Source organism: Photorhabdus akhurstii (assembly GCF_019090985.1).
Lineage (GTDB): Bacteria > Pseudomonadota > Gammaproteobacteria > Enterobacterales > Enterobacteriaceae > Photorhabdus > Photorhabdus akhurstii.
Genome location: NZ_CP020335.1, coordinates 161,013 through 187,722 on the forward strand (window position 1 = coordinate 161,013; position 26,710 = coordinate 187,722).

The following is a 26,710-nucleotide window of genomic DNA, read 5'->3' on the forward strand; positions in this document are numbered from 1 at the left end:
GAATAAAAACTTATTTACAGGGATATGAATTAAAGAGATAACCGTCGAAATAGGGATCGTCAACATCAGACAATTCCAGTAAACGTAATTTCACATTCTCTAAATGTTGCCACATTGCTTGTTTGGCTGCCGCCGGATCTTTCTTGATCATGGCGGATAAAATGATCTGATGGTCATGCAGCCACTCTTTACGATAATCTTTATCGGTAATTCGCGTGTGCAGTTTCTGCCACATAGGATTATTTTCCCGCCATGCCCAAGATTGCTTAAGCAGTTCAACTAACATACTGTTATGGGTGGCTTCCGCAATCGCCAGATGGAACTCTCTGTCACCGGATTCATCTTCACCGGAGGCCAAATCTTCGGATTCTTTTTGCAATGCTCGACGCATATTAGCAATGTTATTTGGTGTCACTTGCATGGCGGCAAATTCGGCAATATTACTTTCCAGTAATTGGCGAGCTTGTAATAGTTCAAAAGGTCCCGCTGCGTTAACTGAGCATGAAGAAGAAGTTGGCAGGTGAGAACGGTTAATAATATAGATCCCGGAACCTTTGCGGACTTCAATAAGGTTTTCGAGTTCGAGCATAATTAATGCTTCACGCACAACCGTTCTGGAAACCCCTAATAATTCAGCAAGTTCTCGCTCCGGCGGTAGGCGATCCCCAATACGATATTTCTGGTTGGCAATCGTCTCTCTTAATGCGATGCCGACTTCTTGGTAAGGACGTTTTGGCTCAAATAAATGCTTCATTATGTCACTATTGTTGTAATGATTATCGGTAGTATTGTGTAGATAATAGTCAAAAACGGGAATTGGTCAACCAAAAATGCCGCTTAGAGGTGAAGGCCATTTGGCCTTCACTGATGATTATCTGACGGCGCGGATGCGCTCTACCATACGGTAAAGCATTGGGTCGCTTTTTTTAATGTCGTCGTACATCGGTTTGACCGCTTCTTCAAACGATTTTTGATCCACATCGACGAACTGGACCCCAATTTTCTCTGCATTCTGGCGCTCTTTCTCTTCTGATTTTTCCCATAATTTCGTCATATATTCCGAAGAGTGGGTTGCCGCATTTATGAGGATTTTTTGTTGTTCTGATGACAGGTTATTTAGCGATTTAGTCGAAATAGCCAGGACATCTGGCACCATAGTATGTTTATCCAGTGAGAAGTATCTGGCAACTTCACTGTGACGGCTCAGGCTAAAAGAGGGAATATTATTTTCTGCGGCATCTACGACACCCTGTTGTAGAGCAGTATACAGCTCGCCGTAAGCTAATGGTGTTGGGTTGCCGCCTAAGTTTTTCACCATTGAAATGGCAGTTGGGCTAGGCTGAACCCGAATTTTCATGCCTTTTAGATCCTCCGGCGTGCGGATAGGTTTTTTGGCGTAGAAGCTACGTGCTCCGGCTTCATAGTAGGTTATGCCAATAAAGCCGCGATTTTTGCTGGATGTCAGAATCTCTTTGCCAATTTCGCCGTTTTTAACTTTTTCGTAATGGGCTTTATCGCGGAACAGATAAGGTAAGTTAAAAGCAGAATAAGCGGGCGAGAAAGCTTCCAGTTCTGCGGCATTGGATTTGACTAAATCCAGTGCGCCATTTTGCATCAGTTCCATCGATTCCCGTTGATTACCCAATTGTGCGTCTGGATAGATCCGAATACGAACATCACCATTCGTTTTTTGGCGAACTTCATCAGCAAACTGAGTCATTGCCTTGTGTACTGCATGGTCGCGGTTGTGGTTATGGCTGAGTTTTAATGTTGTTACTGCCATAACTTGTGACGCGCCTAAGGCAAATATCGCTCCGATTACAGTAGATAAAATACGCTTAGCATTGCTCATTATTCGTTCTCCAATTGTTGTAAATAGGTTACGGGCACAACTGAACTGACGGTCAAACCATAAGCATCACTTCGGATTTCGTCAAAAAGTAAAAGCAATTTGGTTGACCAATATCACAAAATAATCGGCACAATGGGTGAACCAGTCAGTTTGTGATCCCGCTCACTGGATGTTTTTTTGACCTGGATCTTATAATCAAAGCAACGTAAAGCTTCCTTTACTGATTTTGGTCAGACAGTTTGTCCATTTGGTCAATCAAATAGGGCATACATTGAGGCCAATAAGGACAAAGCCCCGTGAAAAACCTTGTGTATTGCCTCAATAAAGGTTTGGCATTTTTTACCGTCAGCCTTTCCGTTTTTTTGGTGTTTTGTGTCACATGGCAGGTGGTTTCCCGCTATGTGTTTGGTACGCCGAGTACGGTAACGGATGAGCTCGCTCGTTATCTGTTTATGTGGGTTGCCATGATTGGCGCGGCGTATACCACAGGTCAGCATCGCCATTTAGCTATCGACCTGTTAACGATGAAACTTAAGGGGATAGGCAAAAATAGTGTGAGTTTGGTGATCCAGGCCGCGATCGCGCTGTTTGCTTCGATCGTGCTGGTATATGGTGGATCGATATTGGTGATCTCAACCCTTAAAACCGGACAAATCACGCCCGCGCTAGGGCTACCGATGGGATATGTCTATTTATGTCTGCCAATTAGCGGTGTTCTGATGATTTGCTATGTGCTGGTAGATATTGTTGAGCTTATTCAGAATTTTTCAGGTAAAGACACGGTTGTTTCTGAAAATCAATAAAGTCACCAGGCGGAAGAGGATGAGCTTATGGATTGGCAAGTGGTTTTAGCGTTGTTCGGTAGTTTTGCTGTGTTGTTGGCACTGGGCGTACCGGTATCCTTTGCGATTGGTCTGTCATCATTACTGGCAATTATGATGACGTTGCCAATGGAGGCGGCGATTACCGTGGTTGCTCAACGTATGGCAGTAGGTGTTGATAATTTCTCTTTACTGGCTATTCCATTCTTTATTCTGGCGGGAAATATTATGAATCAGGGGGGAATCGCTGCCCGCCTGATTGATTTGGCGAAAGTTATGGGCGGCCGTTTGCCCGGCTCTCTGGTGCACGTCAATATTATGGCGAATATGTTTTTCGGCGCGATTTCAGGCTCAGCGGTGGCATCGGCTGCGGCGGTCGGTGGAACGATGGCGCCAATGCAGAAAAAAGAGGGTTACGAGCCGGAATACTCCGCTGCGGTAAACATTGCTTCCTGCCCTGCGGGTTTGTTGATCCCGCCAAGTAACACTCTGATTGTTTACTCACTGGTTTCTGGCGGCACATCAATTGCCGCACTGTTTTTGGCGGGCTATATTCCCGGCATTTTAATGGGCGTATCTTTGATGATTGTGGCGGCAATTATTGCCAAACGCCGAGGTTATCCGGTATCACCCAAGCCGACATGGAACGAGTTTTTCACTACATTGGTTCGCGCATTGCCTTCCCTGATGCTGGTTGTGGTCATTATGGGAGGGATCATTGCCGGTATTTTTACCGCCACAGAAGCCTCGGCGATTGCCGTGTTGTACAGCTTTGTATTGGCAGTATTGATTTACCGTGAAGTCAGTATCACCAAACTACCAAAAATCATTCTCGATTCTGCGGTGACTACCTCCATTGTTTTGTTGCTGATTGGTGCATCGATGGGAATGTCTTGGGCAATGGCGAATGCGGATCTGCCCTATTTGATCGCTGATGCGCTAATGGCGGTTTCTGAGAATCCACTGGTTATTCTGCTGGTCATTAATATCATTCTGTTGCTGGTCGGAACTTTTATGGATATGACTCCGGCGATTCTTATTTTTACGCCGATTTTCCTGCCGGTAGCGCAGAATATGGGGGTTGATCCGGTACATTTCGGTATCATTATGACCTTCAACCTGGCTATTGGTATCTGTACGCCGCCGGTAGGGAGTGCGCTGTTTGTGGGTTGTTCTATCGGTGATGTCAGCATTAATAAGGTATTGAAACCTTTAGTCCCCATGTATTGTGCTTTGGTTATCGCGTTGATGTTGGTGACCTTTATACCGCAACTGAGCTTGTGGCTGCCTCAGATGTTACTGAATTACTAAGCATTTAAGTAATCTGCGTCAATAGAAAGGAACTATTTTATGCTCCGTAATATTGCTAATTGCAAAATTGATTCTGTTGTTCCTCTCCCTTCTTATGATCGCCAAAAATTGGTTACTCGTATTGTTCATCTGGGATGTGGCGCTTTTCACCGGGCACATCAGGCGGTTTTTACTCACCATATGTTGGAAAAAACGGGCAGTGATTGGGGAATTTGTGAAGTTAGTTTGTTCTCCGGTCATCGGTTGATTCAGCAACTTAAAGAGCAGAATTGCCTGTGTACTATTGCGGAAAAAGGGGCGGAGAAAACGGAGCTAAAAATTATTGGCTCTATGATTGATGCTTTGCATCCTGAGTTTGTGGGTCATAAAGGTATTCTGGAAGCCATAGCGCAGCCACAAGTGGCGATTATTTCTCTGACGATTACCGAAAAAGGGTATTGCATCGATGCAGCCAGCGGCAAGTTGGATGTGAATAATGTATTAATTCAACAGGATTTGGCTAACTCAACCGAACCAACATCCGCTATTGGTTATATTGTCGAGGCGCTCCGTCTACGTTATGAACGTAACTTGCCGCCATTGACGGTGATGTCCTGCGATAATGTCAGAGAAAATGGCAAAGTTGCCCGTGAAGCGGTGGTGAGTTTTGCCCGTTTGCGTGATGAAAAGCTAGCGCAATGGATTGAACTGAACGTGACTTTTCCATGCACAATGGTTGACCGGATAGTTCCTGCGGCTACGCCAGAATCGTTGGAAGAGATAGCTGAACAGTTGGGGGTATATGATCCCTGCGCAGTCACCTGTGAACCTTTTCGTCAGTGGGTGATTGAAGATAACTTTGCCAGTGGCCGTCCAAACTGGGATGTGGCAGGCGCCCAATTCGTTAAGGATGTGGAGCCTTTTGAGACCATGAAATTACGCATGCTAAACGGTAGCCATTCATTTCTAGCTTATCTGGGCTATTTGGCAGGATATACGCATATTGCGGACGCAATGGCGAACCCCGATTACCGGCAAGCCGCTTTGGATCTGATGCTGAAAGAGCAGGCGCCAACTCTGACAATGCCGACAGGAACCGATCTTTTTCAATATGCTCACTGGCTAATTGAGCGTTTTAGTAACCCTAACCTTAAGCACCAAACCTGGCAGATAGCAATGGATGGTAGCCAGAAACTGCCACAACGCATGTTTGATTCTGTGGCTTATCATCTGGCAAATAGCAGTGATTACCGTCACTTGGCATTGGGTATCGCTGGCTGGATGCGTTATATCAGCGGTAAAGATGAACAAGGTAAATTGATTGATGTGCGCGATCCGTTGGTTGACCAATTTAAATCTATTTACCAGCAATATGGGTTGTCTGTTGATGTGGTGCCTGCATTGTTGGCGATTTTTGGTAATCCATTGTTAGCTGATGCGCATTTTGTCCGGGCCGTCACCGAAGCTTACCAACTATTATTGGATTGCGGCGCTCGTCATGCTGTGGAGGCACTCGATTTAGCTGACAGGAAAAAGATATGAAAAATTTTATGGGTGATGATTTTCTGCTGAACAATGAAACTGCCCGTCAGCTATATCATGAACATGCCGCCGATATGCCGATTTATGATTATCATTGTCATCTTAATCCGCGTGAAATTGCTGAAAATCGCCAGTTTGATAACCTTGGTCAGATTTGGTTAGAGGGTGATCACTATAAATGGCGGGCTATGCGCTGTGCGGGTATTGATGAATCGTTGATCACAGGTAAGCAAGCCCGTGATTATGAAAAATATCAGGCATGGGCAAAAACAGTACCGTTGACCTTAGGCAATCCGCTTTATCACTGGACACATCTAGAATTACGTCGTCCATTTGGTATTACCGGGAAATTGTTCGAGCCGCAAACCGCTGATGAAATCTGGCATCAATGCAACGAAAAGCTGGCAACGTCGGCGTTTTCAGCTCGTGGCATTATGCAGCAAATGAATGTACGTATGGTAGGAACCACGGATGATCCGGTAGATTCTCTGCAATATCACCGCCAAATCGCGACAGATGAGAGTTTCGATATCGAAGTATTACCAAGTTGGCGCCCTGATCGGGTATTTAAAATTGAGTTGGTGGGTTTCGTTGACTATATCAAACAGCTTGAGGCTGTAACTGATGTATCGATCACGGCTTTTGCTGATGTGCTGAACGCGTTGGAGCGTCGCCTTGAGCATTTTGCTGCTCATGGCTGCCGGGCGGCTGATCACGGTATAGAAAATCTGCGCTATGCTCCGATTCCTAATGAGGCGGTATTAGATAGCATCCTGCAAAAACGGTTGACTGGGGGCACTCTCTCTGATCTTGAAATTGCGCAGTACACCACGGCGATTCTGGTATGGCTTGGCCGACAATATGCCGCCCGTGGTTGGGTGATGCAAATGCATATCGGCGCGATTCGCAACAATAATAGCCGGATGTTCCGCTTAATTGGCGCGGATAGCGGCTTTGATTCCATTGGGGATAACAATATCGCTTGGCCGTTATCTCGCCTGCTGGATAGCATGGATGTGACGGATGAGTTGCCGAAAACGATTCTTTACTGTCTGAACCCACGAGATAACGAAGTGATTGCTACGATGGCCGGTAACTTTCAAGGTGGCGGTATCGCCGGTAAAGTTCAGTTTGGTTCGGGCTGGTGGTTCAATGATCAGAAAGATGGCATGTTGCGTCAGCTTGAACAACTTTCCCAACTTGGGCTGCTAAGTCAATTTGTTGGGATGTTGACCGATTCTCGCAGCTTTCTTTCATACACACGGCATGAATATTTTCGTCGCATTCTGTGTAATTTGTTAGGTCAGTGGGCAGAAAAGGGCGAAATTCCTAACAACAAAGCAATGTTAGGGCAGATGGTTGAGGATATTTGCTTTAATAACGCCCGCCGTTATTTTGCCTTGCCGGGGGAAAATCCATGAAGCAGATTGCATTCCTTGGTGAATGTATGATTGAACTCAACGGCGCCCCTTTCGCTACCATGCATCAGGCTTTTGGTGGTGATGTCCTGAATAGTGCGGTTTATTTAGCCCGTGCAAGCCGACAGAAGATTGCTGTTCATTTTGTGACTGCGTTAGGGATGGATTCGCTTAGTGAAGGAATGATCACACGTTGGCAAGACGAAGGTATTCATACCCATCTGGTTTTGCGTGATCCGGCTCATCAGCCGGGATTGTATTTGATTCAACTTGATGAACAGGGAGAACGCACCTTTCTGTACTGGCGTAATGATTCCGCTGCCCGTTATATGGTGCGCCATCCTGATTTCTCTTCGGTTATTCAAGCGTTGCAGCAGATGGATGTCATTTATCTCAGTGGTATCAGCCTGGCTATCTTGCCTGCCGATGATCGAGAAAAGTTACTGAACTTGTTGGCTGAACTGGCTGCGCAAGGAAAAACCATTGTTTTCGACAGTAATTATCGTCCGGCATTGTGGGAAAGTGTGGCACAAACCCAAGTTTGTTATCAGAAATTACTCTCCTTTACCTCACTGGCACTGGTGACCGATGACGATGAATGCAAGCTGTGGGGCGATAAATCGGTTACAGCAACCATGACTCGCCTGAAACAAGCAGGCGTTAAAGAAGCCGTGATTAAAGCGGGGGCTGTCGGTTGTTATTATCAGCATTTGGTACAGGATACTCCGATTGAGCTGATCCCAACGGCACCGGTTGTTAACGTGGTCGATACCACAGCGGCGGGAGACGCCTTTAATGCCGGGTTTCTGGCAGGATTTCTGACAGATTGCCCGATACAACAAGCGGCAATCATGGGGCATCGTCTGGCTGGTACCGTTATTCAGCATAAAGGGGCGATTATTCCAATTAGTGCAACTCAAGCAGTGACTGACAGTTTCTTTTAACAGCGGGGGAAAATCGATGAAACAGATGATTGAGCAGTTACGCCAATTGAAAATTGTACCTGTAATTACTGTTGAGCGTGCGGAAGACATTATACCGTTAGGTAAGGCATTAGCTGATAATGGCTTGCCGGTAGCGGAAATTACTTTCCGTTCTGCGGCCGCGGCGGAAGCGATTCGTCTACTGAAAGAGACTCTGCCGGATATGCTGATTGGCGCGGGTACTGTTCTGAATCGTGAACAGGTAGTTGCTGCAAAGCAGGCGGGCGCTGATTTTATGGTTTCTCCCGGTTTTAATCCAAATACAGTCAAAGCTTGTCAGCAATTGAATATTCCTATTATTCCAGGTGTGAATAATCCAAGCGCGATTGAAGGCGCGATGGAGTTGGGATTAAAACTGTTGAAATTCTTTCCGGCGGAACCTTCCGGCGGTTTGCCAATGATTAAAGCGATATTAGCGCCTTATACTGAATTGCAAATTATGCCGACTGGGGGAATCGGACCAAACAATATCCGCGATTATCTTGCTGTACCGCGTATTGTGGCGTGTGGTGGCTCATGGATGGTGAGTAAAGCGCTGGTGGATGACCGGAATTGGCAGGAAATTGGTCGTCTGACGCGTGAAGCGGTGGATTTAGTGAATACTTAAGGAATAGTTGTTCTTGTATTGGGATAAAATATTATTCCGACAATATACCAAAGGGAAGAAAGGATTTAGTAAAAATTCTTTTTGGTATTTAATAGTTTTCAACTTTAATTAAATGATGATATTTGAACTTCTAATGACCTGTTATTTAATTATTTGGTAAGCTTTAGCTGTTAGAAACAGAGCAAGCGAGCAGTAAGGAAATCATTTGATGAGTGTAATGTTGCAGAAGCTACTTGATCTTCAGACATTGGTAGAGACTAGTGAAGTTGAATTTAAACTGGCCAATGGCAGGGATGGTAAAGGTGAATTACCTCGTGATTTTTGGCCAAGTTACAGCGCTATGGCAAACAGCGGTGGAGGTTGGGTTATTCTGGGTGTGAAAGAAAAAAAGGGTAAATTCACTCCAGTTGGTATTGAAAATATAGAAAAAATAAAATCTGATTTGTTTAATACTGTCAATAACCCATCTATGGTTAGTATTAACTTGCTAACCGACAGTAGTGTCCAATCCATAAAATTACAGGGAAAAGATGTTGTCGCTGTTCGCATTCCCGCTGCACTGCGTAAACAAAAACCCGTGTTTATAAAAGGTGATCCCTTAAAAGGCACTTATCAGAGAAGAAATGAGAGTGATCAGCTTTGTGATGCTGAAACTGTGAAACGTTGGTTGGCAGAACAGGTTGAAGATGAGCGTGATGCTCGTATTTTAACGGGTTTCGATATAACCGACCTTAATATGGATAGCCTAAAGACTTTCCGACAGCTACTTGCTAGCGCAAAACCAAATCATCCTTATTTGGAACATGAACTCTCTGAATTTCTGCGTTTAATACGAGCATGGCGTAAAGATCGAGTAACCGGACAAGAGGGGCTAACACTTGCTGGGATTCTGATGTTTGGTAACTGGGATGCCATTATGGAAGCAGCTCCACATTACTTCGTGGATTATCAAGAGCGGCCAGAAGCTAAAACTGAGTTACGTTGGATTGATCGTATCTATCCGGATGGTACATGGTCTGGGAATTTGTTTGATTTTTATCGCAAGGTTTACCGGAAACTGATAACTGACCTTAAAATTCCTTTTGGAGTCAAGCATGGTCAGCGTCAAGATGATACTCTGGTTCATATCGCGTTACGTGAAGCATTGGTCAACACATTAGTGCATGCAGATTTTACAGGAAGGGTATCTATATTAGTTGTAAAGCGACCGGATATGTTTGGTTTCCGTAATCCAGGATTAATGAGAGTGCCGGTTGAATCTGCAATTAAAGGTGGAGACAGCGATTGCAGGAACAGGATCATGCATCAAATGTTTTTGCTAATTGGATTAGGGGAGAGGGCGGGGTCAGGATTACCCAAAATATATAGTGGCTGGTCTTCTGCTGACTGGCGTCGGCCTAATTTACACGAACGCCAGATACCAGAGCAAACTTTACTAGAGTTACCTACTGTTAGTTTGATACCTGAAAACATCTTAATGCAATTGAAACTTAAGTTTGGGGCTAAATTTGAACAACTAGAAAACCTTGATCGAATGATCTTAGCCACAGTGGCTGTAGAAGGATGGATTAATCATCAGCGGGCTTGTGAACTAACAACGCTACATTCCCGAGAAGTTACTTTGGCTTTTCCTCGCCTTGAACATAAAGGATTTTTAGTTTCATCAGGTGAAAAACGTAATAAATCTTACACGTTACCGGGTATGTCGTTACCAGATCCAGAAGAGCTTTTCTCTACTGGGGCAGTGAATAATATTAACAACATGGACTTACCTCATAAGGAGCCGAGCTTGCCTCATATGGAATCTAGCTTACCTCATAAGGAGCCGAGCTTGCCTCATATGGAATCTAGCTTACCTCATAAGGAGCCGAGCTTGCCTCATATAGTTTCAGGAACTCAAACCCATCGAGATACGTTAGGGCGTCTTACCCCTTTATCATTTAGCTTGCCGTTTATTGATAGCTTAGAGTACATATCTCTGGATTTAAGAAAGAAATTGGAGGAAATTGCTAAACCGGCTTATGAAAATCGACGATTAGAGCCGGAAGAAATGCAACTAATTATCATGAAACTTTGCCAGTCTCACTATATCCGTATTGATGTGTTAAGCATTCTATTAAATCGTTCAGCAAAGAATCTCAGGCAACGCCATATAAAACCATTGCTTGATAAGCAATGCTTGATGATGGCATTTCCGCAAACACCAAGTCATCCCAATCAAGGATATACTGTCAGGACTCTATCGCAGGATTGATACCTTATTACCAGGGATTTGGTAAGGATGAAAAAAATATAATAAGAGTGTTTTCTTATATGGTTAAGAAGGAAATATTTCCTATGGTAGAAAAATAGATTGGTATATTCAATTTACTATATAAATATGTTTATATGATTTTTATTATTATATTATTAATATTAAATCAGATATATATCATAAGAAATAATTATAAAATATCCATCCTTGGTTGTATGCAATTCTTCCATTAACCACTCAATTATTATCGAGTGGCAGATAAAATAGATTTTGCATGTCGTTTGATTTGCATATTTTAATGTTTCTGTCAAACAATAAACCTTGTATTAATAGTCCTTGATTGTTCTAATATATCAGAACTTGCGGGAATGATGTTGTTTAATACACAGATTCGCAATAGCCATCGATCTTTGCCATCATAACGGGGAATAAATTCTGAACGTCCATGAACACATCGGTTATTATTAATAATGAGTAAATCCCCTTTTTCTAAAGTAACCCAGACTTTATTTTTATTAGCCAATTTCTTTAGTTTATCCAATAATGTTTCAGCTTCAGAATTGATACCTTGCATTAAATCTAGATCATATATCATATATGGGTCGTTCGGATTGCCATGAAAAACAGGAGTAATCAGGCCATTACCTTTCTTTCCATTGGGACTGCCATATGAATAATCTATTCCTGTAATAAAAAGGGGGTTAAAAAGTAATTTATATTCATTCAGTGACAAGTATGGGATTATCATTCTTGCACTTGCTGTAAAAGTTTTGGCTGTTTTATCATGATCCTGACGTAAGCAATACAATAATACATAATCACACATATGTGGATGAAAAGCAATTTCTGTGTGAAAATCTAATTCTTTCTTGGAGCTAGCAGAGGAAAGTAATATTTCTTTTTCAGGATGAGGAACAAGGTTCTGGAAAATATTGCCTTGCTTCTCTTGGGTATAACTTACAGCGTAGCCAAGAAATTCAGCAATCATTGCTAGCCACATTTCTCCAAAGAAGTTTCCTTTATCAGGATAATGTAATGAGTCTAATGGTGTTGATGGTAGGTGATTTCCTATATTAATTCCTTTTAAGAGTAACACTCCATATTGATTAGAGTAGTGTTTAAATTCATATAATTTCTGGATTATATCTTGATTTAAATACGTTATTCTCTTGTAACTTTCTGATAAAAATAAATTTAGATTTTCATAGGGATTTGGTAATGGATTATTATATATTCCTTTTTTAATAAGTTTATCATGATCTATATTTAGGATGTGATCTCCTTTTAATTTTTCTAAGTCTCTAACGAAATTCTTTTCTGAAGATTTCGATGATGTTTGAGAAAAATCTGTTTCAGGATTAAAGATAATTTTATGGTTTAATAGATCACACATAGATGAAAAAAATGATTTTAAAAACTCCTCATTATCACCTTCTGAAAAATATCTGGATGAAAAAGAATTTATAATTCCTAAGAAGTAAAAATGATGCCCATTAATTTCCTTTTTTACCCCTATGACATGGTTGTCGAATGTTAGATAAGTATGCCAATCTTTATAATATGTGAACTTTGTTGTTAAATAACCATGAAGAAGATAGGATTCACCTTTAAAATTCACGGTTATATTTCCATCTAGTCTACTTAGGTAATTTTTTTCCTATCGGGAAATTCAAGATATGACATTTTAATGTCTTTATTATCAGTTATTTCTATTTCATTCATGTTATTACTGGGTAATGGTAAGATAATAGAAATTTTTGGCCATTCGATGTCATTTTCTATAGATTTTTCATTTGTTGTGATGAATATATCTATGTCACTCTTTCTCTTATTATAAGACAAGAATGAATCTGAGTCATGTACAGAAAAACCATGATATTTTAAGAAGTTAATGATATTAAAAAAAGCATTTTTGATTGTCCGATGATTTGAGCTGTTAATATAAGAATCATCATATACTATAGATAATATGTTGCCTTTCATTGAATTCTCCTTGCTTAAATAGAGTGTTATCCAATAATAATATATTGGCGTATACATAAACGTAGTCATATTTTAAGAAATTAACTAATAATCATCCCGATAAACATTGCCACACCAAATAATAATAATGATGCACTAGTTATAGATTCAACAATTAATTGCGCGTTTTTATTAAATAAAACAGACTGTATGTAAGATAATCCATAAATAAATACTACCCACCAAAGTACACCAATCAATATATCTATTAATCCTAGGATGATAACTTGATTTAAAGCTGGGTGTGATGGATCAATGAATTGAGGAAGAATACTTATAAAGAAAATAGCCACTTTGGGATTAAAGATATTGGCTAAAAGCCCGGTAATAAATAGATTGCTGTTCTTTTGTATTATATTTATGCTTTGATTTCCAATGATTTTTTTGACTGTTAAAAGTGTCTTTTAATCCGGAATAACCTAAATATATTAAATATAAGGCACCGAGGGTTTGTAACATATTAAATGCAGTTTTTGATGTTGCTAAAATTAAAGTTGCGCCTAATGATCCTAGGATCAGATGAAAAACAAGACCTGCTTGTACGCCAATTGCCGTTACTATCCCATGTTTTCTGCACTTAAATGTCCCTTTGCTGATAATAGCCCAGTCTGGGCCTGGTGTTATATAGGATAAAACAACCAGAAGAAGATAGAAATAAAGTAGGTCGAGGTTCATGGTTTTATACTCTGCAATGAGTTATTACTTGAATAAAATCAGCAGATTCACCGATTTTTATTTCAACATTTACGTCTTTGACTTCATTGATATTATTTATGTGTGTGCCTCCGCATGGGATAGTGACTACCTTAGAGTCAATAGTCGATTTCCATAATCTAGTGTCATTAATCTCTTTTGATTTATATTCAATGGTTATTTCCGCACCCTGAGATAACCAATTGTTGAGTGTGTTATTAACTTCTCTATTAATTTTATCTAGATTTTCAATTAATATATTTTTATCAAATCCTTTCTTTTTGAGCGATTTACCAAAGCGATAAATATCAACGGATTTAAGTTCTGTAATAGAAGATTGGTAAATGGCGGCTTTATCTAAATTATAACTCCCTAAATCATCGGTATCGTATACTTTGGACCATATGTGATTAGTTGCCTTATTTAAAGCAAGGGACATAAAGTGGGCCATCGAGTGTGCGGCACTTACCTTATACCTTGTTTCATCGTTCACAGATAGAGTTACCGTTTTCCCTATGAGATCTCTTTCAGAGATTCCGTGTAAATCAGGTAAGTAGTGTGCTGGCATAATTTTGTCTGGAGACGTTGTTTGTTTCGTTATTTCCTGATCTATATATAAATGACTATCAATAAGACCAGCGGTGTAAACTTTTGTCACAGCAAGTTCTTTATCGCCTATTGAAATTATTCCATTATCATGTAGTTGGTCTGGCCACTTATAGTTCTTTGGGTAGAATGGACTATCTTGGGTTATCAAAAGGGTGCCATCTTCGTATCTCATAACCCCGATAATGTTGGATTCTAACGTCAGGGTTCCTAGCATAAATGAAGCTTCTGCTTTTAAGAGTTCATCAATATTTATATCAGTAGTCATGTAATATCTCACAAGTTATAATTTTGGGGCATCTATTGCTACCAGGTTGTTTGTTAAGTTCATTCCCTAAAAATAACTTAACAATTTGTTTTTATTTGAATTTTTATCTAATCAAAGATAGGGTTAAACAGTACCGATATGTATGTAACAGCTTTATTTATAGGTTATTTTAGGTATTGTTGCAAATGGAAAAGTCACATGTTTTAAATGTTTTGTTTACATGATCAATAGATATTTTCAGAGTAAAATCTGTTGATTAGTTATCACAATAATTTCTTGGATCAAAAAATAGACAATCGAACTAATGAGGTATATGATACATATACCTGATATCTGATAAGGGGAAATAAATATGGTTGCTATGGTAAGAATTAATATAGATCTGCCAGAAGAAACAATTAGAAAGCTCGAGATTTTAAAGGAGCGTTCTCCCGATAAGTCACGTGCTGCACAGATCCGGAAAGCAATAGATGCTTACCTTGATGCTAATATTTCAGAACAGAATAACAGTGCTTTTGGTTTGTGGGGGGATAAAAAATTGGATGGATTGGAATATCAAAATAATTTACGCAAGGAATGGCAATGATTGCTATGAAGTCGTTATTTGATACTAATATATTGATTATTTAAATGGATATGAAAAAGCTAATGTAGATAACGGTTATGGTGGGAGCTAAGACTCTGGATAGGGACAAAGAAAATGTAACAAGAATCTAGGTAGTAAAACGTGCAGTAATTGTCTGTCATGAAAAAAAGATAAAGCTGCCTGATGCAATAATCTGGGCAACGGCTTAGAAAAATGGGTGGTTATTGATTACTAGAAATCCTAAATATGATAATTGGGTTATTCTTCTTTGAGATCTGTTCGGTTGTTTTATACCTTATTCATGATATAAAATGTTCGATGAACTTATTCTGGGACTTTACGTTTCGATAAACAATGTTGTTGTTTGTTGAATAAGTTATTCGTTCTGTAGGGTGGAGATTATTTTTTTAATAAATGACTGGGGAATATTTAAATAACAAAATTATATTTGTCTATCTGATATCTGTAATTACAGTTAAGTTGAGCGTAAATAAGTAAAAAAATAGGCACAATATATAATTTTGCGCCTAAGTTTATATTAGCTATCTTTATATTGATTTAATTTTAACTCACAATGGCTTAGCATTCTCCGCCAGCCATGTTGCAATACGTTGTTTCTGCTCTTCTTTCAGCCACATACCCAATTTGGTACGGCGCCAGATTGCGTCATCTAGTTCAACAACCCACTCATTATCGGCCAGATAACGAAGCTCTGCTTCATACAGGCCGTGACCGAAGGATTCGCCCAGATCGGTCAGATTATTAGCGCCTTGCAGAATCAGTTCGCTGTTGCTGCCGTAAGTACGCGCATAACGTACAGCAACACCTTCCGGCAACCAGTTGTAACGTTTACGCAATAAACGGGCATAACCATCGCGATCGCACCCTTCCAGATTACCACCCGGTAACTGACCATTTTTGGTCCAGGCTTTTCCGGCATTGGGATAGTACTGCATGAGCTTCTCGGTTGCGTGTTCCGCCAGTTTACGGTAAGTGGTTAACTTACCGCCAAACACAGACAGTAATGGCGCTTTGCCCTGTTCATCATGTATGTCAAGGGTATAGTCGCGTGTAATGGCCTGAGGTGAGTCTGATTCATCATCGCACAGTGGACGTACGCCAGAGTAGGTCCAGACGATATCGTCACGGCTAAGTTGTTTCTTGAAGTGGTCGTTATAAACTCTCAGCAGATAATTAATCTCCTGATCGTCAATCTTCGCTTCTTTTGGATCTCCTTGATATTCCACATCGGTGGTTCCAATAATGGAAAATTCATCCATCCAAGGAATAACAAATACGATACGATGATCTTCGTTTTGCAGAATATAAGCTTGCGGCTCATCATGCACTCTTGGCACCACAATATGGCTGCCTTTGATCAGGCGAATACCATAAGGTGATTTCAATTTCAGACCATCGTCAAAGAACTCTTTAACCCAAGGGCCGGTAGCATTAACCAGACCTTTTGCTCGCCAGGTATAGGTCTTACCTGTCCGCAGATCTTCGGCTTCAACCATCCAACCCTCTTGTTCGCGCCATGCACGGGTCACTTTTGTCCGGGTTCGAACTTCCCCGCCATGTTTTTTAACTTCCTGAGCGTTAAGGACAACTAAACGAGCATCATCAACCCAGCAGTCAGAATATTCGAAGCCACGGACCAATTCTGGTTTCAGAACAGAATTGGCACCGAATTTCAGCCCTTTACTACCAGGCAGGCTGACACGTTTGCCCAAATTGTCATAGAGGAACAGACCAATACGGATCATCCATGCTGGACGCAGATGTGGCTGGTGCGGCAGGCGGAAACGCATCGGAAAAGCGATGTGTGGTGCAAGGTTCAGTAAAACTTCACGTTCTGCCAGCGCTTCGCCGACCAAACGGAATTCATAATGTTCCAGATAGCGTAAGCCGCCGTGGATCAGTTTTGAACTGGCGGATGATGTGGCTTTGGCTAAATCTTGTGCTTCCAGCAACAGAACAGAAAGCCCCCGGCCAGCAGCATCTGCCGCAATCCCGGCGCCGTTGATCCCGCCGCCGATCACAATCAAGTCTTTAGTTTCCATGCATCCCCCTAAAAATGTTCGAAACAGTTCTTTAATGCTCGTTTTCGCTCACGATTGTAATCAGAAATCGATCAATAGCCAACTATTTGTTAAGAAAAAACATGTTCACGTGATATAGATAACAAATATTGTCATGCCCATATAATTTACATGGTATTAATAAAGAAGTTTAACTATGGAGCGATAAGGGGAGGTAGGGGATAGTGTTATCCCCCGAATATAGAGAAAATTCTTAGCAGAGTTCGAGCTGTACGTTATGTTGCTCAATGACTTTATGGATGCTTGGCGGGGGAAGCTGGTCAGTAAATAGGTGATCAATGAGGTTCATATTGCCCAGATTGACCATAGCATTACGACCAAATTTAGAATGGTCGGTGACTAACATAACGCAACGGGAGTTTTCGATAATTGCGCGTTTTACGCGCACTTCATGGTAATCAAATTCCAGTAGTGAGCCATCCATGTCAATGCCACTGATGCCGAGAATGCCGTAATCGAGCCGAAACTGGGAGATAAAATCCAGTGTGGCTTCACCGATAATGCCGCCGTCACGGGAACGAATTTCCCCTCCCGCCAAAATTAAACGGAAGTCTTCTTTTGTCATCAACAGAGTAGCGACGTTGAGGTTGTTAGTGACAATCCGCAGATCTTTATGATTTAACAATGCGTGAGCGACAGCTTCTGGCGTCGTGCCAATATCAATAAACAGCGTTGCGCCATCCGGGATATGGCTAGCAACACGTTGCGCAATACGTGCTTTCTCTTCTGACCACATGATTTTGCGATCGTGATAGGCAGTATTAACTGAACTTGATGGCAATGCGGCTCCGCCGTGATGCCGCTGTATTTTGTTTTTATCTGCCAAATCGTTCAAATCACGGCGGATAGTCTGGGGGCTGACATTAAAGTGTTCAACCAACTCTTCAGTGCTGACGTAGCCCTGAAGGCGTACCAGCTCAACTATTGCATCATGCCGTTGAGTTTGCTTCACGATAGTCCTCTAAGTGTCTAAAAGTGTCGGTTATTATTTTTGAATGTATGACGGTTATCCCACAACGCCATGAGTAAACCGATAATTAAACCGGAGAAATGAGCAGCGTTGGCAATAGATAGTCCAAATGCATCGAAGTATCCAACAATCAGCCAGAAGATTGAAAAAGCCATCAAACCACGGGGGATGCCAATACCCTGTCCGGGCGCCCGCTCACCGGTTAGCCAGACATAACCAATTAAAGCGTAAACAACCCCAGAAAGGCCGCCAAAATGAGAACCACTGAATAATGATTGCCCCCAGCCGCTGAAAACAGCGGAAACAATCATAATGACAAATAGTTTTCCTGTACCGAGGTGCTTTTCTGTTTGCCCGCCAAGATACCACCACCACATGAGATTAAAGATGATATGCAGCAGTGAGAAGTGTAGTAAGCCATGAGTGACCCAACGCCATAGCTCCATATGTTGGCTATCGTCAGGCCAGGCTAGCCAAGACATCACTTGATAATCCCCGGCAAATTGCATCCAGAGATAAACGACGATATTTAGGAGTAAAACGGTAATGGTTAATGGGCCAGCCTGACGACTTAAATATTGCCAATTCAGATTATTGTGGTACTTCAATGGGTGATTCACATCACCAGATTGCCAGCTGGCCGCTTGATAACGTTCATTTAGCGGATCGCGAGTAAATTGCTCCAGCTCTTGCTGAACGATAGTCAGTTTAGTGTCATCTTCTAGCCACAGTTCGACATGTTGCCCATCGTGGCTGGGACGCATAGTGAGATGGACCTGATGGGTTGCCATATAATCGATAAAGGCTTGTGCTAGACGCGGGTTTGAAATAGCGATTACGCGGATCATAGAGGTGTGTTATGCCGGATTAGGTAAGGAGTCAACAGCGTGAGGATAGTCTCTACGCCAGGCTTCAAAGCCGCCATTAATGCTGTAGACAGTTTCAAAACCGATGTTTAATAAATACTGAGCGGCGCTCTGGCTGCTATGACCGTGATAACACATAACCATAACCGGCTGCTCGAAATTGGCCTGCAACATAAATTCATTCAATGTGTCATTAGTCAAATGAAAAGCGCCGCGGACATGGCCTGCCCGGAAACTTTGTGGATCACGAATATCCACCATAATGGCGAATTTATCTTGCCAGTGTTGATAAGCCTGCTCAGGGCTGATGGTTTGAAAATGTTCCATATATATTTTGACTTGCTCTTGAAAACTTAGAGATTATCCCGTTAGATTATTATTGTAATAATGTTTTCCCGACGATTATCCGAACGGGAAAATTTGTTATCAGTAATATGTTATTAGTAATACGTTATCAGTAATAAGAGTGTTCACCGCGCTGGTGTTCAGTTAAGTCTTTTACCCCTTTTAGTTCTGGGAACATGTTTAGCAACTCTTTTTCAATCCCTTCTTTCAGAGTGACATCAACCATTGAACAGCCATTACAACCGCCGCCGAATTGAAGGATAGCGAAACCATTATCAGTGATTTCCATCAGACTGACGCGGCCGCCGTGACCGGCTAATTGTGGATTAATTTGTGACTGCAAAACGTATTCCACACGTTCGACAAGTGGGGCATCGTCAGAAACTTTACGCATTTTGGCGTTAGGGGCTTTTAATGTTAGCTGAGAGCCTAACTGATCGGTGACAAAATCAATCTCAGCTTCTTCCAGGAAAGGGGCGCTCAGTTCATCGACGTAAGCTGACAGTTGATCAAATTTCAGTTCAGTATCTGTCGCTTCAACGGCATCAGGCGGGCAGTAAGATACGCCGCACTCAGCGGTAGGTGTGCCCGGATTGATGACAAATACGCGAATTTGTGTGCCTGGTTCTTGGTTTGCCAGTAATTTGGCAAAATGAGCTTGCGCTGCTTCAGTAATATTAATCATATCATTTGCTCAATAGTTGACTGCTATAGTTGGTTATAATACGCCCATTTTCGTATTGACTACAAGGTTCGACAAATCGCCCAAACCTGTACTGAACGGGCGCCAGCACGAATTAACAAACGGGAAATTTCAGTCATGGTCGCACCGGTGGTAATCACATCATCCAGTATGGCGACATGTTGTCCTGCGACTGGGCCACAAAGCTGAAATGCTTTCCTGAGATTAATTTTACGCCGTGCCGCCGATAAATTTCTTTGTGGTAGTGTAGCATGCGTCCGCTGTAGAAAGCTTTGCTGGTAATCGCATTGTAGCCATTCTGATAATAGCTTTGCCATTAATACACTTTGATCAAATCCCCGTTTCCATCGCCGGTGCCGATGCAGTGGCACACTGAGCAGAATGTTGGGTTTATGCCATCGTCCATCACGATAGCCCTGTTGCCAATGCAGCAGAAACAGACGCGCTAGCACTGACGCAAGTTGTGGGGTGCTGTGATATTTATAGCGACGAATTAGGCCGCTCAATGGTGGGCAGTAGTCGGTAATCGCTATCATATTCTCCCATAGAGGCGGTTTTTTGAGGCAGCGTCCACAAGGCAATGAAGGGAGTTCTGAGGGCAGAGCGCAGCACGGGCACATGTTTGTTAACCGTTTCAACCGCTTGTTGCAAAAGCTGCATACTCCATGATGTGGAAACCAAAGAGGCTGACGGCATAGCCAACAGTACCCAACCATTGTTAGCATAGAGTTCTTCCTTGATGGCAAATAAAGTTGAGAATAACAATGGCTGATCTGTTTTGGCAGACTTCTGATGAAGGTTCGCGTGATCTTGTGTTGCTGCACGGATGGGGGCTGAATGCGGAGGTTTGGCGTTCCATTGAAATGAGATGTGCTCCGCATTTTCGTTTACATCTGGTGGATTTGCCGGGTTATGGCCGTAGCCAGAAATATGGCCCGATGAATCTTGCTGACATGGCGGATGAAGTTTGGCGATATGCGCCTGAAAATGCGTTATGGCTAGGCTGGTCGTTGGGAGGATTAGTTGCCAGCCGGATCGCGCTTGACCATCAGGATAAGGTTGCCGGATTAATTACCGTGGCTTCTTCACCGCATTTCAGCGCAGAAAGTGACTGGCCGGGGATTAAGCCGGAAGTTTTGCGTGATTTCGAACATCAGCTTAGTGAAGATTTCCAGCGCACAGTGGAGCGTTTTCTTGCTTTACAGACGTTGGGCACAGATAGCGCTCGTCAGGATGCGCGGCTGCTGAAATCCGTTGTGCTGGCACAGCCGATGCCTTCTGTTGAAGTACTGCATGTTGGACTAGAAATTTTGCGTACAGAAGATTTAAGGGAGCCTTTGGCTGAACTTGCCATACCGTTCCTGCGGATTTACGGTTATCTGGATGGGTTGGCGCCAAGAAAAATCCTCAACATTCTTGATGAAAAATGGCCGCGTTCAGTTTCAGCCATGATGCGCCATGCCGCTCATGCGCCTTTTATTTCTCATCCTGATGAGTTTGTTGGGTTATTGACTGAATTTGTTGGCAGAGAAGCATTATAAGGTCGATGAGATAACAGATTTTTATTGGTGTGGTTTGGAAAAGTAAAGCGTCCGCCGCGTGAATGCGGCGGCTCAATGTTAGTTCTTCTAACGATGAGATAAATCACAGGGATTCAATTTGTTACTAAGAAAGGCAAATTCTACTTTTTAATTCCATATATTTTCCTTGTCCCATCCTGAGGGAATTCCCATTGAATGAGTTAAAATACTTATATAACTGTATTTATTTATAAGATTTTTAAATTCAACTTCGAATTTTTCTGATGGGCTTATCAAAGTCTTAGACATTATTTTTAAAACAATCAGTGTAGTATAGATTTTATTCTTCATTGTTGGCCTGATTGTTATTCTAGTTCCAACAATATTATTATTGTTATCTACAAACCCTGATGGCAAACGATAATTACTATTCCAAGTCCTGGAACTATGCGAAGATTTGTTTCTTAATTCCTTTAGCGCGTAAAGCCACGATTTTACTTCTTTAAATGTATTGGCTCCCATAGCGGTTGCAAAATCATTGAGATGATTTTTTCCTGAGGATGTGAATTTTGTCGTGTCTAAAGCGGCAATCAATTTCATCATTGAATCAAAAGACATTAATTCTATAGCTATCCAAAATGGAGGATTTTGCCTATAAGATTCCTTTGTGCTTGTATAGTTATTTTTATAGTAAACAGCGAATTCCTGAGTGGATTTTTCCATGAGCGCTTTTATCTTCATTCTTTCTTGATATGGTGCTTTATTTGGTGTGAATACATCATCGCTGAGATACCAAAAAGGGTCGTTTAGATACTTTGTTATTACTTGGTCAAGAATACTCTTTGCTTTAACTTCTATTCTTAATATGTATTTGTTACATAGTTCTCTTAATTCACAGTCAAACAAATATAAGTCAAAGCCATTTTTAAATTCAGTACCTGGTAAATATTCTTTCGTTGAATGATTTAAATAAGGATATAAGTATGATTTGAATCTATACCAATTAATTAGGGATAGTGCTTTCTCAGCAAAGACTTTATTAAAGGGATGAGTAAATAAAACACCTTTATCTTCAAGATGAATATTTACCAGCTCTGCTGGAGTTAAAAAAGGTTTGTTATAAACAGACATTTAATAGAATCTCATATGATTAGTGTTGAGAAAGTGTTATTAACAAAATAACTCTAGTGACTGCTCCCCGCCGTAAACGGCAAGGCTTCCCACTTCTCAGGCCGCCACCGTCGATGCAACGGATTTACGCTGGCCTCCGTGGGCAGAAACGACGAGTCCCGCCGCCTGTAATTCCTGTATGCCCTTGCGCTCAATGTTGAGCGCTGCGTTGATATCACGATCATGTTCGACACCACAGCAAGGACATGGCCAGCTCCGCTTATGCAGCGGCAGTTCTGGCATTTTGTAACCGCAACAGTGACAGGTTTTCGAACTGGCGAACCACTGATCCAGCTTCACCAGATGAACCCCTTTCTCTGCGGCTTTGTATTCCAGTTTCTTGATGAAGCCATGCCAGCCCGCATCGCCGATAGCGCGAGCCAGCCTGGGATTCTTCATCATGTTGGCCGATTTCAGCGTCTCAACAATTATCGCTTGGTTTTCGTCAACCATTGTTCGGGAGAGTTTGTGTTGAAAATCGGCGCGAGCATTCGCTACCCGCTCGTGTACGGCGGCAAGCCTCTGTCGTGCTTTACGGCGGTTGGCGCTGCCTTTTTGTTTCCGGGAGAGGGCCTTCTGTTTACGCCTCAGATTACGGCCGGCATTGATAAGATGACGGGGATTGGCCATCTTATCTCCGCTGGATTTGATAGCGTAGTGAGATAATCCCATATCCAAACCTGTCATCTGGGTTATCAAAGAGGGCTTCTCGGGCGCGGCCATGCCATCATCACAGAGTATCGAGGCGTAGTATTTGCCGGTGGCTGAACGACTCAGGGTCATGCTTTTCACCTCTCCGGTCATTTCACGGTGCAGACGGGCTTCTATCGGCGATAACTTGGGTATTTTTATTGCCCCGTCCAGCACCTTCACCCCGACACAATGATAGCTGGACTGCCTGCCATGCTTGCGTTTGAACGCCGGGAAGCGCGCTTTCAGCTTCGGATTAAAAAAGTGGGAAAACGCCATATCGAGGTTAATCACCGCCTGCTGCAAGGCGATGGCGTCATACGCTTTGAGCCAGGCATACCGGCGGGATTTTTTCGCCACTGACAGTAAGGGCTTGAGGTCTTTACGCGGGCTAAGGTTCACCCCGTGGCGTTGATAAGCGTGCTTCTTGATATGGAGCGCCTTGTTGTACGCGAAACGAACCGCACCGAACTGAGCATTGAGATGATCAGCCTGTTCGGGTGTCGGGTAAATGCGGACTTTGGTGGCTCTTAACATCATCAGCGCTCATCGGGATAGTTTATGTATTTTAACCGCTTTTTTTGGCCGTGTCCCCCCCCGGGCTGGCAGTGAACGTGATGGTTAATAACCTGAAAGCCCTGCGGGCTTTTCGCCTTATGTCACCGCCCGCATTGGGCGAGGGTTTTACGGCGGATTTTGCTAAGTTTTTTCTGTACATGAAAAAAACCCGCTGATCTCGTCGGTGGATTGACGCTATCGCGGGTGTTGATATCCGCAATGTATAGTATCTTTTTAGCAAGGTCAAGTGATGACTATCTCACATTGAATTGATTATTTTTTTAATTATTCAATATCCCCCAGCGATCCGATAAACCGTCGCATCACATTTCTGTACCTCTGAGCATTATTTGCAACTGCCGCTTAGGCGAGCAGTTGTATCAACTTTTTCCAGTTTGTCCATTATGGTGATTTGTTCAAGTATCCCTTCATGGTGACAGTTTCTACTGGAACAGTGGAAGCTATATTGGCTGTTGCTGATAAAGATTATTCTAATCAATCAGTTAAAAAATCAGGGAATAAAAGTAATAATTCTGTATAAATCAAACGAGAAAGCCTGGTCTGAATGATCTCAAATAAATCAGACAATAATTTAATGGTACTATTTAAATGATTTTTAAAGGCGATAATGGAGATGTTAGGCGGTTAAAAAACATGAGTTGTTTCACAATAATAAAATTTTCACTTTAACATCTAATTTACATGGAGAAAGATTGTTGCTTATATTTAAATTCCCTCACGGGAAATAAGTAAATATCAACATCTGGCTAGCCTCATGTGGGTGATAACCAATGAAAAAATACATTAGTATAGGTGTCCATGAACTTGATACTTATCTTGATTACGCTATTTTAAGCATCATAGCTATATATAGCCTGCATGCGACTCCATCCGAAATGGGGATATTGGGTGCTTGTTTCGCTGTTCCGTTTTTGGTGGCAAGTGGATTATTCGGCAAGCTGTTTGACAATGGAAATGTACTAAATTGGAGGACATTGCTGTTCTGTATTAATGGCATTGTTATGCCTTTTTTATCTGTAGCTGATCCAATTATATTTCTTTATGTTATTACATTAATCAAAACAACCTGTCGGTGTGGGCTTGGAATATCAAACACAAAATTGAATGTAGATGATAGTGAATCTCAAAGATTTTATGAAATTTATGGATATATCACCAACTTTAGCAGAATAGTCATTCCCTTATTTGTTGTATATTTAAACACGAACTATGGATTATGGTTTGTCGTGTTATTATCAATGACATTTAACTTGGTTGGCATGTTGACATCATACTTTGATGATACTTTTCGGCTTGATATAAATGCAAGCGTAAGTTCTGCTGCTGTAGAACGTTTTTCATTCATACAGCAATTAAAGAATAAACCGGATTTATATTTACTTGTTTCGGCCTATACTTTGTCAAACTTAGCCTTTTTTCTTAGCAACGATATGCTCGGTATCTTCTTTGAGAGGATTGGGCAAAATGAAAGTAGCATAGGTTACATAATTTCACTTCTCGGGGTTGGTGGCATAGTAGGAACACGAGTTTCTGGTGGGTTACTTAAAAAATTGTCAGCCAAGAATGTTTTGTTATTTTCCATTATGATTAATTTTGTGGCCTTTTGGGGATTTGGTTTTTTAGACGCAAAAACACATCATTATGCTACATACTATTTGTTGGTTTTCCTTGTTGGTACGGCCTCTGGTGTCACATTTTTCGCAATTAGATACGGTGTAAGAAATATCATTGGTTTTGAACACGTAGGGAAAGCGACTGGAGACATACAGAAGATTTCATCTGTAGTGGCAATTTTGATGCCAGTTATTGGTGGGTATACTGCAAAAATCATTTCTATCGAGTTTACTTTCAAATTAACAAGCATTCTGCTTGCGGTGATATTCCTGTATTTTTTATTTAAAAAGCATAAATTAACTGGGGAAAGGAATAAGTATGTACAGTCCAAATAAAAGATTTTATCGATACAAAACACTATGACTTGTACTTGAAAGGAAAAACTAAGCAAACATGGGATAGCAATCTGAATTGGGACTTGGCTGGGAAAGATTTAATCCCTGAGAATTTAAAGGCAGAAGTCAATGCTCCTTTGAGAAATTAGCGGCGAGCGAATCATAATTTTTATCTCGTCAAAAAGCAAAATTGCGAATGCTTCATGGCAGAGTTTTGTGTCAAAACTGGCCTATAAATCGGAACAGAAAGGCATTTATTTGGTCAAACTGGACTGGTGGTATGCGAGTTCTAAAAACCGCCAATGCTGCGGTCATAAAATGCCAGAAATGCCGTTAAAAGTGCGCCTCTGGTCATACCCAGCATGTGGAGTGGCGCATGATCGAGATATCAATGCGGCGTTAAACATCAAACAGAAGGATATTGATGAACTGAGAGTGGCGGGACTAGTCGAGTCGTTTCTGCTCACTGAGGCTTGTGTCAGACTGGTCAAGCATGAGCAACAGCCGATAACGTGAGACTTGCTGGTAGAGCGGTAAGCAGTCACATATTAGTTTAAAATAAGGAACAATCCTAAATTGATTAAATTATGATGATTTAGGAGTGTTATTCCTATCTGTCGATCTTTTCAACTCCTTCATGGCATAAGGTTTGAAGGGATATTTCAATAAAATTATTCGTTATCAATCATATGATTCAATTCGTAAGGTTTACTTATTTTTACAATTATTAACCGCTGGTTTAGTTGCATATCACTTTTTGTTCGTTTTACACTGCAAACGCTTTAGTTTATTTGTCTGAAAATTTAATTATTGGTGGATCATCTAATCAGCCTATATTGTGTATTCAGGTAAATGAAATGTGCTTATCTGTAGG

25 protein-coding genes and 1 pseudogene are annotated in these 26,710 nt (G+C 41.7%); 11 read left to right on the top strand and 15 right to left on the bottom strand.

The window, feature by feature from the left end:
* Positions 1-10: 10 nt before the first annotated feature.
* Both B0X70_RS00730 and B0X70_RS00735 read right to left on the bottom strand, forming a co-directional pair.
* Positions 11-754, bottom strand: a complete 744-nt coding sequence (locus B0X70_RS00730) for an FCD domain-containing protein (RefSeq protein WP_110086000.1) — start codon at positions 752-754, stop codon at positions 11-13.
* 117 nt (positions 755-871) lie between these two features.
* Positions 872-1,852, bottom strand: a complete 981-nt coding sequence (locus tag B0X70_RS00735) for a TRAP transporter substrate-binding protein (RefSeq protein WP_105396371.1) — start codon at positions 1,850-1,852, stop codon at positions 872-874.
* 296 nt (positions 1,853-2,148) lie between these two features.
* Here B0X70_RS00735 and B0X70_RS00740 point away from each other — a divergent pair, with 296 nt between their 5' ends.
* The 7 genes from B0X70_RS00740 (at position 2,149) to B0X70_RS00770 (ending at position 10,767) form a co-directional block, all read left to right on the top strand.
* A complete protein-coding gene (locus B0X70_RS00740) occupies positions 2,149-2,655 on the top strand; it encodes a TRAP transporter small permease (protein WP_217470655.1) in 507 nt (168 codons plus the stop codon).
* A 27-nt stretch (positions 2,656-2,682) separates the two neighbouring features.
* On the top strand, positions 2,683-3,984 hold the full coding sequence (locus B0X70_RS00745) for a TRAP transporter large permease (protein ID WP_217470656.1): 1,302 nt from the start codon (positions 2,683-2,685) through the stop codon (positions 3,982-3,984).
* Between the two features lie 39 nt (positions 3,985-4,023).
* A complete protein-coding gene (locus B0X70_RS00750; protein ID WP_217470657.1) occupies positions 4,024-5,505 on the top strand; it encodes a fructuronate reductase in 1,482 nt (493 codons plus the stop codon).
* Positions 5,502-6,926 carry a glucuronate isomerase gene (gene uxaC, locus B0X70_RS00755; protein ID WP_217470658.1) on the top strand — a complete coding sequence of 475 codons (1,425 nt, stop codon included), beginning with the start codon at positions 5,502-5,504 and terminating at the stop codon, positions 6,924-6,926. The genes B0X70_RS00750 and uxaC overlap by 4 nt, the downstream gene beginning before the upstream one ends.
* A complete protein-coding gene (locus tag B0X70_RS00760; protein ID WP_217470659.1) occupies positions 6,923-7,867 on the top strand; it encodes a sugar kinase in 945 nt (314 codons plus the stop codon). Before uxaC ends, B0X70_RS00760 begins: the two co-directional genes overlap by 4 nt.
* A 16-nt stretch (positions 7,868-7,883) precedes the next feature.
* A complete protein-coding gene (locus B0X70_RS00765; protein WP_105399259.1) occupies positions 7,884-8,513 on the top strand; it encodes a bifunctional 4-hydroxy-2-oxoglutarate aldolase/2-dehydro-3-deoxy-phosphogluconate aldolase in 630 nt (209 codons plus the stop codon).
* A 208-nt stretch (positions 8,514-8,721) separates the two neighbouring features.
* Positions 8,722-10,767, top strand: coding sequence for an RNA/DNA-binding domain-containing protein (locus B0X70_RS00770; RefSeq protein ID WP_217470660.1), 2,046 nt, complete (start codon positions 8,722-8,724; stop codon positions 10,765-10,767).
* Positions 10,768-11,074: 307 nt separating this feature from the next.
* Here the strand turns inward: B0X70_RS00770 and B0X70_RS00775 are convergent, their stop codons facing one another.
* The 5 genes from B0X70_RS00775 to B0X70_RS00785 all read right to left on the bottom strand — a co-directional run bounded on the left by B0X70_RS00775 (position 11,075) and on the right by B0X70_RS00785 (position 14,356).
* Positions 11,075-12,385 carry a TauD/TfdA family dioxygenase gene (locus tag B0X70_RS00775; RefSeq protein ID WP_246593398.1) on the bottom strand — a complete coding sequence of 437 codons (1,311 nt, stop codon included), beginning with the start codon at positions 12,383-12,385 and terminating at the stop codon, positions 11,075-11,077.
* Between the two features lie 23 nt (positions 12,386-12,408).
* On the bottom strand, positions 12,409-12,750 hold the full coding sequence (locus B0X70_RS24925; RefSeq protein ID WP_246593399.1) for a hypothetical protein: 342 nt from the start codon (positions 12,748-12,750) through the stop codon (positions 12,409-12,411).
* A gap of 80 nt (positions 12,751-12,830) precedes the next feature.
* Positions 12,831-13,082 (bottom strand): LysE family transporter, encoded by a 252-nt coding sequence (locus tag B0X70_RS25510; RefSeq protein WP_251073237.1) that lies wholly within the window; start codon positions 13,080-13,082, stop codon positions 12,831-12,833.
* Positions 13,083-13,089: 7 nt separating this feature from the next.
* Entirely contained in the window at positions 13,090-13,464 is a 375-nt protein-coding gene (locus tag B0X70_RS24930; protein ID WP_246593400.1) for a LysE family translocator, read from the bottom strand.
* 4 nt (positions 13,465-13,468) lie between these two features.
* Positions 13,469-14,356: an alanyl-tRNA editing protein gene (locus tag B0X70_RS00785; RefSeq protein WP_217470661.1), complete on the bottom strand. Its 888-nt coding sequence runs from the start codon at positions 14,354-14,356 to the stop codon at positions 13,469-13,471.
* Positions 14,357-14,708: 352 nt separating this feature from the next.
* Between B0X70_RS00785 and B0X70_RS00790 the strand changes: the two genes are divergently transcribed.
* Positions 14,709-14,942 carry a ribbon-helix-helix protein, CopG family gene (locus B0X70_RS00790; RefSeq protein ID WP_229000188.1) on the top strand — a complete coding sequence of 78 codons (234 nt, stop codon included), beginning with the start codon at positions 14,709-14,711 and terminating at the stop codon, positions 14,940-14,942.
* A 569-nt stretch (positions 14,943-15,511) separates the two neighbouring features.
* On the opposite strand, the gene glpD is transcribed toward B0X70_RS00790, so the two are convergent.
* From glpD to gntX, 6 genes are all read right to left on the bottom strand, one after another.
* Positions 15,512-17,005: a glycerol-3-phosphate dehydrogenase gene (glpD, locus tag B0X70_RS00795; RefSeq protein ID WP_040154172.1), complete on the bottom strand. Its 1,494-nt coding sequence runs from the start codon at positions 17,003-17,005 to the stop codon at positions 15,512-15,514.
* A 232-nt stretch (positions 17,006-17,237) separates the two neighbouring features.
* Complete coding sequence (locus B0X70_RS00800) at positions 17,238-17,996, bottom strand: DeoR/GlpR family transcriptional regulator (protein ID WP_036815103.1); 759 nt, start codon at positions 17,994-17,996, stop codon at positions 17,238-17,240.
* A gap of 17 nt (positions 17,997-18,013) precedes the next feature.
* Positions 18,014-18,862, bottom strand: coding sequence for a rhomboid family intramembrane serine protease GlpG (gene glpG / locus B0X70_RS00805; protein WP_036815101.1), 849 nt, complete (start codon positions 18,860-18,862; stop codon positions 18,014-18,016).
* Between the two features lie 9 nt (positions 18,863-18,871).
* Positions 18,872-19,207 (bottom strand): thiosulfate sulfurtransferase GlpE, encoded by a 336-nt coding sequence (gene glpE / locus B0X70_RS00810; protein ID WP_046396409.1) that lies wholly within the window; start codon positions 19,205-19,207, stop codon positions 18,872-18,874.
* A 127-nt stretch (positions 19,208-19,334) separates the two neighbouring features.
* Positions 19,335-19,910 carry a Fe-S biogenesis protein NfuA gene (gene nfuA, locus B0X70_RS00815; protein ID WP_046396408.1) on the bottom strand — a complete coding sequence of 192 codons (576 nt, stop codon included), beginning with the start codon at positions 19,908-19,910 and terminating at the stop codon, positions 19,335-19,337.
* Between the two features lie 59 nt (positions 19,911-19,969).
* The gene (gene gntX, locus B0X70_RS00820) at positions 19,970-20,653 is read right to left on the bottom strand and encodes a DNA utilization protein GntX (RefSeq protein WP_036815094.1); all 684 of its coding nucleotides are present in this window, start codon (positions 20,651-20,653) and stop codon (positions 19,970-19,972) included.
* Positions 20,654-20,692: 39 nt separating this feature from the next.
* Between gntX and bioH the strand changes: the two genes are divergently transcribed.
* Positions 20,693-21,469: a pimeloyl-ACP methyl ester esterase BioH gene (gene bioH / locus B0X70_RS00825; RefSeq protein WP_036815092.1), complete on the top strand. Its 777-nt coding sequence runs from the start codon at positions 20,693-20,695 to the stop codon at positions 21,467-21,469.
* 147 nt (positions 21,470-21,616) lie between these two features.
* Here bioH and B0X70_RS00830 read toward each other — a convergent pair whose 3' ends face one another.
* A complete protein-coding gene (locus B0X70_RS00830; RefSeq protein ID WP_040154174.1) occupies positions 21,617-22,579 on the bottom strand; it encodes an Abi family protein in 963 nt (320 codons plus the stop codon).
* A 96-nt stretch (positions 22,580-22,675) separates the two neighbouring features.
* Entirely contained in the window at positions 22,676-23,845 is a 1,170-nt protein-coding gene (locus tag B0X70_RS00835) for an RNA-guided endonuclease InsQ/TnpB family protein (RefSeq protein WP_113027221.1), read from the bottom strand.
* An 812-nt stretch (positions 23,846-24,657) separates the two neighbouring features.
* Between B0X70_RS00835 and B0X70_RS00840 the strand changes: the two genes are divergently transcribed.
* Positions 24,658-25,836, top strand: a complete 1,179-nt coding sequence (locus B0X70_RS00840; protein WP_110086688.1) for an MFS transporter — start codon at positions 24,658-24,660, stop codon at positions 25,834-25,836.
* Positions 25,837-26,025: 189 nt separating this feature from the next.
* A pseudogene (locus B0X70_RS00845) lies at positions 26,026-26,352 on the top strand (zinc ribbon domain-containing protein); the annotation flags it as partial.
* Positions 26,353-26,710: the final 358 nt, after the last annotated feature.

Bases quoted from the DNA above. Each gene is read 5' to 3' on its own strand.
- B0X70_RS00735 (WP_105396371.1), bottom strand. From the start codon at position 1,852: ATGAGCAATGCTAAGCGTATTTTATCTACTGTAATCGGAGCGATATTT.
- B0X70_RS00830 (WP_040154174.1), bottom strand. From the start codon at position 22,579: ATGTCTGTTTATAACAAACCTTTTTTAACTCCAGCAGAGCTGGTAAAT.
- glpD (WP_040154172.1), bottom strand. From the start codon at position 17,005: ATGGAAACTAAAGACTTGATTGTGATCGGCGGCGGGATCAACGGCGCC.
- glpG (WP_036815101.1), bottom strand. From the start codon at position 18,862: ATGATCCGCGTAATCGCTATTTCAAACCCGCGTCTAGCACAAGCCTTT.
- B0X70_RS00765 (WP_105399259.1), top strand. From the start codon at position 7,884: ATGAAACAGATGATTGAGCAGTTACGCCAATTGAAAATTGTACCTGTA.
- B0X70_RS00745 (WP_217470656.1), top strand. From the start codon at position 2,683: ATGGATTGGCAAGTGGTTTTAGCGTTGTTCGGTAGTTTTGCTGTGTTG.
- glpE (WP_046396409.1), bottom strand. From the start codon at position 19,207: ATGGAACATTTTCAAACCATCAGCCCTGAGCAGGCTTATCAACACTGG.
- B0X70_RS24925 (WP_246593399.1), bottom strand. From the start codon at position 12,750: ATGAAAGGCAACATATTATCTATAGTATATGATGATTCTTATATTAAC.
- nfuA (WP_046396408.1), bottom strand. From the start codon at position 19,910: ATGATTAATATTACTGAAGCAGCGCAAGCTCATTTTGCCAAATTACTG.
- B0X70_RS00785 (WP_217470661.1), bottom strand. From the start codon at position 14,356: ATGACTACTGATATAAATATTGATGAACTCTTAAAAGCAGAAGCTTCA.
- uxaC (WP_217470658.1), top strand. From the start codon at position 5,502: ATGAAAAATTTTATGGGTGATGATTTTCTGCTGAACAATGAAACTGCC.
- B0X70_RS00760 (WP_217470659.1), top strand. From the start codon at position 6,923: ATGAAGCAGATTGCATTCCTTGGTGAATGTATGATTGAACTCAACGGC.
- B0X70_RS00750 (WP_217470657.1), top strand. From the start codon at position 4,024: ATGCTCCGTAATATTGCTAATTGCAAAATTGATTCTGTTGTTCCTCTC.
- B0X70_RS00770 (WP_217470660.1), top strand. From the start codon at position 8,722: ATGAGTGTAATGTTGCAGAAGCTACTTGATCTTCAGACATTGGTAGAG.
- bioH (WP_036815092.1), top strand. From the start codon at position 20,693: ATGGCTGATCTGTTTTGGCAGACTTCTGATGAAGGTTCGCGTGATCTT.
- B0X70_RS00840 (WP_110086688.1), top strand. From the start codon at position 24,658: ATGAAAAAATACATTAGTATAGGTGTCCATGAACTTGATACTTATCTT.
- B0X70_RS00835 (WP_113027221.1), bottom strand. From the start codon at position 23,845: ATGTTAAGAGCCACCAAAGTCCGCATTTACCCGACACCCGAACAGGCT.
- gntX (WP_036815094.1), bottom strand. From the start codon at position 20,653: ATGCTAACAATGGTTGGGTACTGTTGGCTATGCCGTCAGCCTCTTTGG.
- B0X70_RS00790 (WP_229000188.1), top strand. From the start codon at position 14,709: ATGGTTGCTATGGTAAGAATTAATATAGATCTGCCAGAAGAAACAATT.
- B0X70_RS24930 (WP_246593400.1), bottom strand. From the start codon at position 13,464: ATGAACCTCGACCTACTTTATTTCTATCTTCTTCTGGTTGTTTTATCC.
- B0X70_RS00730 (WP_110086000.1), bottom strand. From the start codon at position 754: ATGAAGCATTTATTTGAGCCAAAACGTCCTTACCAAGAAGTCGGCATC.